This window comes from Pseudoalteromonas sp. MEBiC 03485, from assembly GCF_004195145.1.
GTDB lineage: Bacteria > Pseudomonadota > Gammaproteobacteria > Enterobacterales > Alteromonadaceae > Pseudoalteromonas > Pseudoalteromonas apostichopi.
The window spans coordinates 589,892-603,899 of record NZ_SGBT01000002.1 but is presented as its reverse complement, the minus strand read 5'-3'; the positions used below and the strand labels follow the sequence as shown (position 1 = coordinate 603,899).

Here is a 14,008-nt window from a genome sequence, read left to right as displayed (position 1 = left end):
TGACTCATTGATCATTACTTCATAGTAGCGAGCTTTGCCATTCCTTAATCTAGATTTGTGCTAATTAAGGAGCCAATAAATGCTAACACTTGAACATATTTCGAAAACATACCCTGATGGAACTCAAGCACTTAACGATATAACCATTGAGTTACCCAGCGGCATGGTAGGTTTATTGGGGCCAAATGGCGCTGGTAAGTCTAGTTTGATGAGAACCCTTGCATGCCTGCAAACTATTAATTCTGGCCGTATACAGTTTAGTGGCTTAGATATATTAAAAGACCCTGAAAAGTTACGTAAGCAACTTGGTTATCTACCACAACAATTTGGTGTTTACCCACATATAGGGTGTAGAGCACTACTTGAACACATAGCCATATTAAAAGGGCTTGAAATTAAAAAGACAAAGCAACAGATTGATGACCTGCTTACTGCGTTAAACTTAACTCAACATGCAAATAAAAGAGTCAGTCACTTTTCGGGGGGAATGAAACAACGCTTTGGTATTGCTCAAGCATTGCTGGGTGATCCCAGATTAATTATTTTAGACGAGCCTACTGCGGGGCTTGACCCGGCTGAGCGAGGGAGTCTCAATAACTTATTAGTTTCAATGAGTAAGAATCGACTGATTTTGCTCTCAACACACATTGTTGAAGATATAGAAAACCAATGTCACTTTGTGGCGATGATTAAAGGAGGTCAACTGATACAAAGTGGCCATATCGATACCTTAGTAAGTCACCTCAAAGGTAAAGTATGGACATTAAAAACTTTGCCAAACGAACTGCCCAAAGGTGCTTTAGTACTGAGCCAAAGTTATCGATATGGCAGGCCTGTCTTTCGAGTTTATGCCGCAGAACGCCCAACTATAGGAGCTGTTTTGGCGACAGAATCATTACAAGATAAGTACTTCTTTGAACTAAAATCTCAAAGAGGCGAATTATGTTAATAATTAATGAGTTAAAGTATCTTTTTCGTCAACCAATAGTTTGGGTGTGCTTGCTTATTGCGCCAAGTTTTGCATTTTCACTTTCTTCAGGGCTTGCAACAAGTAATGTTGACCCGTTACAGCAGTATCAATTGCATTTAGTGTCATTACACATGATGCAATTGGTTTTATTGGTTGGAGCATTATCGCCAGCAATTTTCTTACGTGATCACCTCTTTCATATGGACGAAATTATTGCTGTTGCATCAGTAAGTTCAAGACAAAAAAACTATGTTCGAATAGGTGGTTTTGTAAGTCTATTAATGATGGTTTCATTAAGCAGTACGTTGGTTATGAGTTTCGTAGATTTTCAAAATAATGGATTTAGTTGGCAAATACTTGGTTATACAATTTTTTATAGTGGTTTTGTTTTACTCATAAACTGTTTTTTACTTATTGCTTTGGCATTTTGGCTTTGTCAAAGGTTTCGAAGCTCAATGATTATCTATGCCGTTTTTGCAAGCATTTGGATAGCTTATTTGTTCGCTGCGAGTATAACGGGTAATCCAATTTTGGCAGGAAGTAATGTACTTAACGAAACGTTTTATCAGTTATTCATCTGGTTAGATCCATTTGCTTATACAACGGTAATAGCAAGTTTTAGCGAGTCGCAAAATATTCCTTTTTATATTAATCGTTTTGTTTGTTTTAGTCTGGCATTGGTTATTTTTACTTCCGCTGTTGGTTTGTACCCCCAAGCACATGCACGGGCAAAAAAAGCGGAGGAAAGGCATCTTGAGTCCGATTTTAGGCCTAACACTCACTATCAAACGGTAAAGCCTACATTTCGTCAAAGCTCGATTCTATTTGAGCTATATAAAGCTGCAATTTTAAATATCTTAAAACAACCAATAACAATCATTCTATTTTTTTTATGGCTAGGGTTGGTGTTTAATAGTGTTGCATCCTCCTCTCAGTATGCAGAGCCAATGAGTGTTATAAAAGCAACTAGCATTGATGCTGTTAATCAATATGCCTTTGATATGTATATATTGCTCGGGTGTTTACTGAGCGCTCTATGGAGTTGGCAACTTAGTTGTAATGCTAGGCACTATAAAGTAGCAGAGATAATTGCGGCAGCGCCTATTAAGACCGCTTCAATTTTACATAGCCAATTATTGGCAATAATGAGTTTGGTGTTTGTTTATTCGTTAATTGGCTTAGTTGGCGCATCTCTAGCTGAACTTTTTATTGGCAGTGACTTTGACTTCTATCAACATATTTATATTTTAGCTTTAATGGGGCTGCCGCTGGCTATTATTGCTTCAGTATTTGTATGTATTTTCAATTTAATGCGCTCAGAGCTCGTTGCATCTTTAGTGGTTTTGGCCATTTTGTTACTTAAATTTACTCCAGTAATGACTTATTTAGGGCTAACACACACGTTTTGGAGTGTAGCTTGGACACCATTGCAGCCGGCTAATGAATTTTGGGGCTATCGCGCAAGTTTAAGTAGTTACTGGCCTTATATTCGCGCATGGCTAGTGTTATTACTTAGTGTTGTGCTTGTTAGTCAGGCTTTTAATCATCGTGGTACAGGGTTGGGCCGCAGGGCTTTTAAAAGTAAAGATGCTTGGCTGTTAACACCTGCAGTTTTAGCTATCAGTTTATTTTGGCAGCTGCATGCTAATTTAATTTCAGAAAAGCCACTAAGTAACTCTCATAAACGAGAAAGATTTAAAGCAAACTATGAAAGAATGTTTACTGGTTGGAAATATAAAGCTCAGCCTAAAATCAGTCATATTGATGCAGAAATAGATTTTTACCCCTATAAGCAATCAGCACAATTTAACTTAACCTACTCATTTATTAATCCCCACACAAAACCAATAAAACAGGTATTGATAGGTCGCGCAGGCTTTTATCAATGGGCAGATATTAAGATAGAAGGAGCTGAGCAAGTCGCATTTTATCCATCGATGAATCAAGCTATTTACGAGTTTAAACCCGCACTCAAGCCATTTGAAACAAGGCAACTTAAAACACAATTTGAAGTTAAGCAAGCCAAATTATGGCCCACACAAGGGCATCAAATCATTACGCCTGAATTTAGTTATATTCGTTCTGTTCCACTTTTACCGACGCTTGGATATCAAAGAAACTATGAGCTAGGTGATGAGAAGTTAAGATTAGATTATGGCCTTCCACTCTATGTTAAAACACCACCTTCAAAGCTTTTTAATACTACATACCAAGTACCGGATAGCTATGAACGTATTACCATGAAAAGCAAGGTTACCACCGCAGTAGGTTATCAGGTCGTTTCACAAGGTAAAAATACAGAGCATATTATTGAAGGACAAAGAGCCGTTTTTAAATTTCAGACGACAGTGCCAATTAACAACTTACCTGCTTGGATGTCGTTTCCATTTGGAGCAACTGAGTTAATTTATGAGGGGGTGAAGTTACAGGTTTTTACTAAATCAAGAGCAATAGAAGCTGATCAAGATGCTGTAAAAGTTAACTTACAAGCTATGAGTGATACGCTTTCTTGGTTTAAGAGTAATCTTAATGCGTACAAAGGTTCAAAGCTCAGTTTGATTGACTCAACAGGTTTTGGTGGGACTGGGTATGCATTACCTGAAATTATTTTGATTGATAATAAAGTCGGTTTTAGAGCAAAACCAAGTGAGGGAGCAGGTTTTGATCAACGTTATCGACGTGCAGTACATGAAACGGCTCATCAATGGTTTGGTCATGATATTGGCAATAGTGTTCCTGAAGATAGCGCTTTTTTGATTGAATCATTAGCTAAATATATAGAGCTTGTGGTGATTGAAAAGCGTTACGGAAAAAAAGCTGTCGATGCATTAGTCAAATATGAAACTCAACGATATCAACAAGCTTCTAGGCTAGATATTTCGACAAAGCAAGCATTGGTAGATTCATCAAAAAGTTACGATCAGTATTCCAAAGCCACTCTTGTATTTGCAAAGCTTAGGAATGAATTTGGGGATGCAGTGATTGTGACAGCTTTAAAATCAGTATGGCAAAAATACGCATTTCCTAATCGACCAGCTACGTCAATGGATTTTATTAGAGCTTTACAAGAACAGCTTAATGAACAAGATAAAGACGTAATTAATAAACTTTTTTTGGAAGTATAAAAACAAAAAAGCCACAGGTTTTAGAACACTGTGGCTTGAGTATTGATTGCATAACAACCAAGGGAGTTAGGTGAGTTTAAAACTCATAGCTAATGCTTAAGCGTGTAGTACGAGGCATAATGTAACGACCATTCGGTGCGTCAGCATTACGAGGATCACCTTCAGTGATACCTTGCTCGTCAGTTAAGTTATCAACCGCTAACTGCACTTTAATACCTTCCATAGGTTCAACAATTAAACCAATGTCTACTTTTTCGTAACCTTCTAAAACAACCGTATTTTCGTTGTCGCCGAAGCGATCATCAACCGCTGAGATTGTGCCGTATAAGGTGGCATACATGTCGCTTACTTCAAAGTCATAGCTTGGTGTTACACGTACTTGCCATTTTGGCTGGCGTTGGCTTTCGTTGCCTTCGTTGCTCGGGCTTTCTGTTATCTCGGTTTCTTGAAGCGTTGAGTTTAAGTTAACTGAGAAACCAGATTCGTGGTTGTAGTTATAATCTAGCTCAATACCGTATGCTTCGTTTGTTAAGATTTCAGCGGGTACACCAGGGCGGCGAACAAAGGTGTCACCTTTTACTTCATTAGTGAATAAAGTTGCGTAGAAATCGGTGCTATCGGTAAGTAACTTATAACCAAACTCGGCTTGTGTTACTTCTTTAATTAACTTTTCGCCACCTTCGTATGCACCAAAGTTATCACGAAAATCATCGAAGTAAGGCATTTTATAACCGCGGTTTACACGAGCAAATACACCCATGTCATCGTTAATTGAGTAGTTAATACCTGTTGTCCACGATGTTTTACTTTCGTCATATTGAACTGACTTGTCGATTACGCCATCAAGACCTTCATCAACTGAGTATTCAACTTCGTGGCTTTCAAAACGAACACCCGCATCAAGTGTAAAGTCATCGTTGAATTTATACTGAGCGGTTGTATAAAACGCATTGGTGCGTGCATCACCTGTCGAATTGATATCGTAGTTAAAACCACAACCCTCAACACTTGCATTACACTCGATGCCGTCTAGCATTTCGCCGCCTGCTTCAAGTACGTGATACGCAGTGTTACCTAAGCTCCACCAGTCATTTGCTGATGTGCTTGCTGTGTAATAACCAAATGCTAGTGATAAGTTATCTAGCTTTTTAGCGAATGCTAAATCATTGGTGAATGCGCTAATTTCTTTTAAAACCACCCAACGGCCAAGTTGTTGAACCGCAGTGCCTGCATCGTATTCTGTGCCAGTTACTGCACCTGTTGCTGTTTCACCGTTATCAGCCACTGCACCAACCGTTGTTGCAGAGCCTGCCGGTACTAAGCCGTAAGTGTTTGCATCACCCTTGGTGATGTTGAAGCGATCTGTGAAGCTCCAACCGTTATCGAATTCAAGCTTAATGCTACCGCCTGAAACATGACCTTTCCAACCACGGCCTTCACCTAAATCGATTTGTTGCTCATCATTATTTGCGCCTGTGTAAATTATCGCTTGGCGATTTAAAGTACCCAGTTGCGTGTAGCTTGCATCAACACCATCAACATTTAGTGGCGTAGGTAAGTACCAAGCACCGTGGTCGTCTGTTTGACGGGTGTATAAATTAATGGTGCCGTTTTCTAATTCTTTAGTGATATTAATTGTGAACTGGCTGCCTTTTTCTGATGTAAAACCAGCATCACGGATACCTGGAGAGCTTTTAACATAACCTCCCACCATGAAATATAAATCATCAGAAATCTCACCACTAACCATAGCGTCAAGGCGTTGTAAGTCATAATCTGAGGTTGTGTATTTGAATACACCTTCGGTATCTTCACTACCACGCTTAAGGCGGAAGTTAGTTGTTAAACCAGGTTGGCCATTTGAAACAACAGGGTTTGGACCACCACGTAATGCTTCCATTGTTTCAATGGTTTCGTCTAAACGGAATAACGACGAGTTTTCTAAAAATGACAAAGTAGGCGCAGGGTAAATTGGCGAACCTTCAAGGCTTAAGGTTAAAAATGGTGCATCACCACCGCCAGGAAAACCACGTACAAATACGTTAGCACCAGATTCACCACCCGAGCTTTCTACCCACACACCCGGTACGGCTTTGAATAAATCAGCAGTACTTTTTGGTGATAATTTAACAATTTGATCAGCATCGATATTGGTAACGGCATAGCCTGCATCAATTTTACGTACGCCAATACCCGCTGGCGTACCAGATACAATAATTCGTTCAACTTTTTCTTTAGCTGGTTGCTCAGTTTGCTCTTCAGCCATAACTGTCTGGCCACTCAAAGCTAGCAAAATTGCAGAGGCTAGCGCACTGCGTGTGTATGTAGTTGTCATTGTGTGTTCCCATTTTTTATGTTGTTAAAAGCAATGTATTAGCGAATATTTTGAATTGTTAACACCTTGCTTTTATAAACCATAGAGATTTATGCAATCGTTTGCAATTTGTTTTTTCAGTTTTTTGTCCTTTTTTTACTCACAGAATGAGTTTGCCTGTTTATGCTTACTGAAAAAATATTATGCTTAATGGCGCAGCGATTTAGACAAAATGGTGGTATATTGCCAGCCTATGTTTTAAAGGAAGGCAGTGTTTCAGTTTCATGAACGATAGAAAATTAAAGTTAGCCGATCTTGCTAAGTTAGCCGGTGTTTCTACGTCGACAGTATCCCGTGCGCTCAATGATAACCCATTGATAAAAAAGGAAACTCGCGACAAGCTCCAACAGTTGGCAAAAAAACATAACTTTAGTTTAAACACTGCTGCTAGCCGCCTTCGAACCCAAAAAACCAATGTTGTTGCGGTTATTATTAACCTTGATGGTGATACAGAGCAGTCTATTAATGATCCTTTCTTACTTAAAATTGTCGGTGAAATAAATTTAGCGTTAAACAAATTTGGCTTAGAGTTATTACTTTCTAACTCATTTATGGCCAGTGATGATTGGGCTAATTACTTTATCAATAGCCGCCGCGCAGATGGCATTATTGTGGTCGGCCAAGGTAAAAGCCAAGCAAATATTGAAGCTGCAGCGAATGCTGGTGTTCCTTTAGTTGTGTGGGGCGATCCAAAAACACCCAGTAGTTACCCAATTGTTGGCAGCGATAATTATTTAGGCGGTCGCCTAGCGACTGAGCACTTATTGAAAAATGGCGCTAAAAACATTTTGTTTTTAGGCGACCCTGGGCATGCTGAAATTAGTGAACGGCATCGTGGTTATTTAGATGCCATTTCTGCAGCAAAAGCCACACCTCACGTACTCTCTATCGATATCACCAGTAGCGCTGCTTACAAAGGAATTAACCAATTATTGGTAGAAAAAGGGCTTTGTTTTGATGGCATTATGGCATGTAGTGATATGGTGGCTTTCGGTGCGATGAAAGCCCTGAAAGAGCGTTACATTAGCATTCCAAATGACGTTGCCCTTGTGGGCTTTGATGATATTGCTATGGCGGATATCAGTCATCCTTCGTTGTCGAGTATCAAGCAAAACACTCAACGTGCCTCAGTCATTCTTGTTGAAAAGTTGTTAGCTCAGTTAGCAGGGCAGTCGGTAGAGTCTCAAGTTGTTGAAATAGAACTAGTAAATAGGCAATCTAGTCAGCGCTAAACCTATTGAATGTTAGCGACATGTGTAATTTTAAATGCAAACGTTTGCATTTTATTTTTCGCTAAACTAGACTGAGTAAAAATAATCATAGGTTGAAGTGAATGAATCCTATAAGAATAACCATCGCGCTGGCATGCAGCTATTTTGTCTTTGCTTTAATGCTCAATAGTGTAGGCACTGTTATTTTACAAGCAATAAATAGCTTAGATGTAAGCAAAACACAGGCGTCTGTTCTTGAAGGATTTAAGGATTTAAGTATTGCTATTGTGTCATTTTTAGTGGCGTCATTTATTCCTCGCTTGGGCTATAAAATTGCCATGCTCGGTGCTTTATTACTGGTTGCAATTATGTGCTTAGTTGTACCGAGTATTGCTGAGTTTTGGGTATTAAAAGCACTATTTGCCGCAATTGGTTGCAGCTTTGCTGTGATGAAAATCTCTGTTTACTCTGTCATTGGTCAAGTGACTGATAATGCAAATAAGCACTCTGCTTTATTAAACACTATAGAAGGAGTGTTTATGCTAGGGGTGTTATCGGGCTATTGGATTTTTGCGTTATTTATAGATGCTGATAACCCGCAAAGTAGTCACTGGCTGAATGTATATTACTTGCTTGCAGTGATTGTTGCTGTAGCGTTTGTTTCAGTCATTGCAGCTCCAATAAAATCACCAGAACTAAAAACAAATCAGCAATCTCAGCTGCATGACTTTATTGATATGCTAAAGCTGGCCTATCAACCATTGGTGCTCATTTTCGTTGTAAGTGCATTTATGTATGTACTTATAGAGCAGGGAGTAGGCACTTGGTTACCTACTTTTAATAATCAAGTTTTAAAATTACCCGTAGATGTAAGTATTCAACTTGCTAGCTTGTTTGCTGCGGCACTGGCGCTGGGCCGTTTAGTGGCAGGGCAAGTACTTAGGTTTATTAGTTGGTTTAGTTTATTAATGGGCTGTTTGGTCGCTATGGGTGTACTTGTAGTGTTGGTGCTGCCTTTAACTCATGATGTTGATGGTAGCCAAGTGAAAAGTGTTTTTGATGTGCCTTTTGCTGCATATATGTTGCCGTTGATTGGCTTTTTTATGGCACCGATTTACCCATTACTTAATTCTGTGATGCTTAGTTCTTTAGCGAAATACAAGCACGCCGCTATGACTGGCTTAATCGTCGTTTTCTCTGCATTAGGTGGCACAACGGGCTCAATTATTACGGGCTTTGTATTTGATAAGTTCAGTGGTCAACACGCGTTTTATCTGACATTAGTGCCAATAGCCTTGCTATTAATTACTGTTTCAGTATTTAAAAGAATCACCTTACAGCCACAGTATTTAGAAGCATCAAACGTAAAATAAGGGATTATCATGAATTTCGTTAATAGCCAACTATTTAAAGACGTACAGTTAGCAGAAGTGTTTGCTGATTCAAAAATGTTTGCCGATGCAGTGCCAAAATTGTCTTGGCAAAGTGCGTGCGAGTTATATCAACTTGTTGGGCCTTTAAAAGGCGATGAACTACGAGAATTTGTGATGTCGAATTTTATATTTGCTGATCAATCTATTCCTAGTGCCACATTAGATTCCACATCAGTTAAGCAATATATTCTTGATTTATGGCCACACCTACATAGAAATGCCGATACTGATTTAGCAAGTTCACTTATGCCATTGCAATTTGATTACATTGTACCAGGTGGCCGTTTTCAGGAAATTTATTACTGGGACAGTTACTTTACAGCACTTGGTTTAGAAGATATTGAAGACTTAGCAACTATTGAAGCAATGGTAAATAACTTTATTGACCTGCAAAAGCGTAATGGCTGTATTCCGAATGGTAACCGTGTTTATTATAGCTCACGCTCACAGCCTCCTGTTTTAGCGTTGATGTTAGCGATGCTGTGGGATGCTAAATATAAATTTGAGGCTGATTTAACTTGGCTGGCAAACGCTGTAAAAGCACTTGAAGCAGAGTATCAGTTTTGGATGACTGGCTGTAACGACCTTAGCATTGAAACGCCTGCCATTAGGCGTGTTGTTAAAATGCCTAATAAGGCTATTTTAAACCGCTACTGGGATAGTGCGGCAACACCTCGTCCAGAGTCATTAAAAGAAGATTTACATGACGCTGAAGGGCTAACAACTGAGCAGCAGCAAAGCTATTTCCAGCATATTCGTGCTGCATGCGAGTCTGGCTGGGATTTTAGTAGCCGTTGGCTACGCGATCATAGTGAGCTCAAAAGTATTGAAACAACCAATATCATACCGATTGATTTAAATAGCTTATTGTATAATGCAGAACACACTTTAGCTCGCTTCTACCGTTTACTTGGTGCAGAGCAACAGAGTCAGTCCTTTGCTGAGCTTGCTACACTTCGCCTAGATACTATCAATACCTATTGTTGGAATTCTGAGGCAGGTGTTTACCGTGATTACAACATTCGACTCAATCAGCAAAGCAGCGTTGATTCAATGGCAATGGCCGTTCCTTTGTTTGTTGGTGCTGCATCTGTACAACAAGCCCAGCAAGTAAAACAAAAGCTGATGAGTGAGTTTTTAAAACCAGGTGGTTTAGTTACAACATTATGTAGTACTCCACAACAATGGGATAGCCCTAATGGCTGGGCGCCGCTGCAATGGTTTGCTGTAAAAGGTTTAACTGATTATGGTTTTGTCAGCGAAGCACAAGCGATTATGAAAAATTGGTTGAGCATGATTGAAATGCGTTTTGCAGAGGATAAATGCCTGCTTGAAAAGTACAATGTGTGTGAATTAGTCAGCCGTGCAGGTGGTGGTGAGTACACAGTGCAACAGGGGTTTGGTTGGACAAATGGCGTAACATCACGTTTTTATAAACTACTTGATGACAACCTTTGAGCTGTTTGTTCAGATCACGATTTGAAATTTATAGTAAGTGTGTCTGAAGGCATACTTACTATTAGATAAAATTTTTGATTTATTTCGTTCATTGAGACTGTTTTGTATATTTATTCATAAAGTACAATGGAATACATAGTATTAATAGTCCCAGCCATTGCCATAATGGAGCAAAAACAAACACCAACGCTGATTGTGCGTCATGAGAAAAATAAATTGAACCTAAGGTCACAATACCAAATAAGACACAAATGATAGTGACAATAAATGAGGCAATCTGTGTCATTCTTGTTTTACTGTGTTCAACCATCCACGCCATTAACAGGTAAGGTGAAATCCCCCATAGAACGAAGCCAATTGGAAGGCTTTGTGAACTGTCAAAATTATCAATGGTTATGAGTACAGTAATAATTATGGCTAGAACAGTGAGGGAATAAGCGCATTTGGAGAAAGTAATCCATTTCATAAATAAACTTAATTGACTGAATGCTATAGGTATTTACCTCTGATGGAGAATTAAGCAGAAAGTTCAATACATGGCCTTTTATTGTTTTGCTTTATTGACCTGCTAGCTCAAACAGAGCGGCAATGATTAAGTTTTCGAGATTTTTACTCGCAGCTACCCCTATGCATCCTTACCACGAGTATTAACCACACACTTAGGAATATATTTACATGCAAAGCGTTGCCGTTTTGAATTACATGAACGTCTTCAAGTAATACGCTGCAACGAGAGGATGTTGTAAAAGAGTTTTGGGTATAACCCACAGCTACATCATTGTCTTTAGTGAATGTTGAAGCGCTGATTATAAGAGTAGGTGTGTAAATAAATTTCATATAAACCTATTCATAAGTCGTCAAGGCATTTGCATTTTATAGCAGTCTTTATGTGAAGTTTTTTTATTAGGTAATGCTGAGCGCTTTTATTAGTGTAATAGACTTTAACTATTAAATTCACGTGTACTTTAATTTGTATTACAAAATGAAGTTCTCATTAAAACTGTGTATAATTTGCGCCCTTTAAATTATCTATTCACTTGTTGTATTGATATGGGGTCGTTAGTGAAAGTATTGTTTAAACAGCATGGTGTAATATTTATTCTTCTAAGTATGCTAACAGGGTTAATGGGGGCATTCGTTAACCCTTTGATGAGCTTATTTATAGTTGAAGGGCTGCAAACACCGCCCATTTATTTGGGGGTTTATATGGTGTCGGTAACCATTACGGGTTTAGTTATCAGTCAGTGGCTGGGTGGCATGGCTGATAAAGGCACAAGTGCACGTAAGTTATTTATGGTGGCTGTAGCAGGCATGATGTGCGCGTTAGTGACCTTTGCAAATGCCACTGCATTTTGGCAAGTGCTACTCGCAGGTGTGTTATTTCTAGCGATGGGAAATGCGGCAATCCCGCAAATGATGACGGTTGCACGACAATGGGCTGGACGTCAACAGAATATAGACATTACCAGCTTTAATTCGCGTTTACGTGCTGCTATCTCATTTGCTTGGGTGGGAGGCCCTCCGCTGGGCTATATGTTAGCTGCAGGGGGGGAGTTTAGTCACTCGTTTTACTTCGCTGCATTTTGCGCTTTGATTGCGCTAATCTTTGCATTTAAATTTATTCCTGATTACAGCACTAAAAAGTCACAATACAGTTTAGAGCCTGCAGCCGCAGCGAGTTTATCATTTTGGTTGTTAGGCTTATCGATAATGCTTGGTTCAACGGGTAATATTATGTATTCATCGGCACTGCCACTTTATAGCATTACTGAACTTGGGTTTGCTGAACATACCCCAGGACTGTTTATGGGGGTCGTGGCACTGTTAGAAATTCCTATCATGCTGTATGGAGCAAAACTAGCTAAAAAATACAGTAAAGTCTCGATGCTTGCGGTGGCATTTTGTTGTGCTATTGTATTTTATTTAGGAGTTTTTTTTGCCACTCAAGTGTGGCATTTAATCGCGCTGCAAGTATTGAACGGCCTGTTTTACGGTATTTTTGCAGGCATTGGCTTAACCGTATTACAAGATCAGCTTCCTGAGCGAATAGGGTTTACCTCAGCGTTTTACACGAACGCCATTAAACTTGGTGTTATGTGCGGGGCAGGGGCAACAGGCGTTATTGCACAGTTTTATAGTTTTAGATTCGCCACTCTTGGCTCTATGCTAGCTGCAAGTTTAGCCCTTGGATGCTTAATGTTGTTTAGCTATGTGAAGCGCCAAGAACAACAAAGTGCTGTAATGCCGGTGCTGCAAGAAGGTTTAGTTGAGTAACTTGCTTAAATAGATCAAAAAACCGAGCATCTGAGCTCGGTTTTATTATTTTTGTAATTAGCCGTTAGCGATTTGATCAAGTATATGCATGACACGCTCACTTGCTGCTTCCATTTTATTAATGTGATTAATAGCTGCGTCTTTATTGCCTGTTTGTAGCATCACTAACGCTTCAACACCATTACGGTGCACTTCACGGTGTGGCTCTTCTAATTGACGATAAGCATTGAGCTGTTTAAAGCCATTTGATTGTTCAGAGTTATACCATTTACCTAGTCTACACATGGTATGATCTGAAAAGTCATCAATCGACTTGTTACTTGTACCATTGGCAACCGCATATACTTCACCTTTCCATACAATATGGTCTAGTTTTACAGTTTGCACAAATGAGCGAGTAGCGGCATTAATAATAGTTTCTTTCATTGAATTGCAGTGATTCATGATCGAACTATAGTCGTTGTTCAAGGTATCAAAGCTTGTTGAAAGCTGGGTGTTATTTTGCTGAATATCTTCAACCGAGGTGACAGTTTCACCCGTTTTGTTAATGATTTCTTTTACTAAATCAGACACTTCTTGTGCTGATTTATTCGTGTTGGTAGCAAGCGTACGTACTTCATCAGCAACAACACTAAAGCCACGACCAGCCTCACCAGCACGAGCTGCTTCAATGGCGGCGTTAAGCGCGAGTAAGTTGGTTTGATCTGAAATTTTTGAAATGGTTGATACAAAGGTATTGATGCTATCGGCCATATCAGACAAGCCAGTAATGTTGCTGGTCATGCTCCCCATTTTGCCTGCCATACTCGCCATTTCACTGACGATATGCTGCAGCGCATTATTTGAGTCATTTAATAGTTGACTGATCTGTAAAGTGACTTGGCTTTCTTCTTCAATAACAAGGTATGAGTCGAGAACAGTTTGGCGTACGCCCTCAATTTGCGTGATACATTCAATCGAACTATTCAATAAATTAGCAAGGAACAGTTGATCTGCATCATCAGCATGATGATGTAATTGAGCTTCTAAGCGCTCGTTTTCATCACGCAGAACGTGATTGTCGGCTTTGAGTGCCTCAACTTCAGCTAATAGCGCGTTGTATTGATCTTGGAGTAAAGAGTGGCTTTTGCGTGAGACAAACATGCATGTTCCTAATTCAAATG

Annotated in this window: 8 protein-coding genes; 6 read left to right on the top strand and 2 right to left on the bottom strand. The window is 39.4% G+C overall.

The window, feature by feature from the left end:
* Nucleotides 1-79 precede the first annotated feature (79 nt).
* On the top strand, nt 80-949 hold the full coding sequence (locus EVU92_RS19440; protein ID WP_130052803.1) for an ABC transporter ATP-binding protein: 870 nt from the start codon (nt 80-82) through the stop codon (nt 947-949).
* Nucleotides 943-4,095, top strand: a complete 3,153-nt coding sequence (locus tag EVU92_RS19435; RefSeq protein WP_130052802.1) for a M1 family aminopeptidase — start codon at nt 943-945, stop codon at nt 4,093-4,095. The genes EVU92_RS19440 and EVU92_RS19435 overlap by 7 nt, the downstream gene beginning before the upstream one ends.
* Nucleotides 4,096-4,171: 76 nt before the next feature.
* Here the strand turns inward: EVU92_RS19435 and EVU92_RS19430 are convergent, their stop codons facing one another.
* Nucleotides 4,172-6,430 (bottom strand): TonB-dependent receptor, encoded by a 2,259-nt coding sequence (locus EVU92_RS19430; protein WP_130052801.1) that lies wholly within the window; start codon nt 6,428-6,430, stop codon nt 4,172-4,174.
* Nucleotides 6,431-6,693: 263 nt separating this feature from the next.
* Between EVU92_RS19430 and EVU92_RS19425 the strand changes: the two genes are divergently transcribed.
* The 4 genes from EVU92_RS19425 (at nt 6,694) to EVU92_RS19410 (ending at nt 12,845) form a co-directional block, all read left to right on the top strand.
* Nucleotides 6,694-7,701 (top strand): substrate-binding domain-containing protein, encoded by a 1,008-nt coding sequence (locus EVU92_RS19425; protein ID WP_130052800.1) that lies wholly within the window; start codon nt 6,694-6,696, stop codon nt 7,699-7,701.
* Nucleotides 7,702-7,802: 101 nt separating this feature from the next.
* A complete protein-coding gene (locus EVU92_RS19420; RefSeq protein ID WP_130052799.1) occupies nt 7,803-9,053 on the top strand; it encodes an MFS transporter in 1,251 nt (416 codons plus the stop codon).
* A gap of 9 nt (nt 9,054-9,062) precedes the next feature.
* On the top strand, nt 9,063-10,571 hold the full coding sequence (locus tag EVU92_RS19415) for a trehalase family glycosidase (RefSeq protein WP_130052798.1): 1,509 nt from the start codon (nt 9,063-9,065) through the stop codon (nt 10,569-10,571).
* 1,062 nt (nt 10,572-11,633) lie between these two features.
* A complete protein-coding gene (locus EVU92_RS19410) occupies nt 11,634-12,845 on the top strand; it encodes a sugar efflux transporter (protein ID WP_239977551.1) in 1,212 nt (403 codons plus the stop codon).
* Between the two features lie 57 nt (nt 12,846-12,902).
* On the opposite strand, the gene EVU92_RS19405 is transcribed toward EVU92_RS19410, so the two are convergent.
* Entirely contained in the window at nt 12,903-13,988 is a 1,086-nt protein-coding gene (locus tag EVU92_RS19405) for a methyl-accepting chemotaxis protein (protein ID WP_130052796.1), read from the bottom strand.
* Nucleotides 13,989-14,008 lie beyond the last annotated feature (20 nt).

Excerpts from the sequence above, each read along its gene's own strand:
- EVU92_RS19440 (WP_130052803.1), top strand. The coding sequence starts at position 80 with ATGCTAACACTTGAACATATTTCGAAAACATACCCTGATGGAACTCAA.
- EVU92_RS19435 (WP_130052802.1), top strand. The coding sequence starts at position 943 with ATGTTAATAATTAATGAGTTAAAGTATCTTTTTCGTCAACCAATAGTT.
- EVU92_RS19430 (WP_130052801.1), bottom strand. The coding sequence starts at position 6,430 with ATGACAACTACATACACACGCAGTGCGCTAGCCTCTGCAATTTTGCTA.
- EVU92_RS19425 (WP_130052800.1), top strand. The coding sequence starts at position 6,694 with ATGAACGATAGAAAATTAAAGTTAGCCGATCTTGCTAAGTTAGCCGGT.
- EVU92_RS19420 (WP_130052799.1), top strand. The coding sequence starts at position 7,803 with ATGAATCCTATAAGAATAACCATCGCGCTGGCATGCAGCTATTTTGTC.
- EVU92_RS19415 (WP_130052798.1), top strand. The coding sequence starts at position 9,063 with ATGAATTTCGTTAATAGCCAACTATTTAAAGACGTACAGTTAGCAGAA.
- EVU92_RS19405 (WP_130052796.1), bottom strand. The coding sequence starts at position 13,988 with ATGTTTGTCTCACGCAAAAGCCACTCTTTACTCCAAGATCAATACAAC.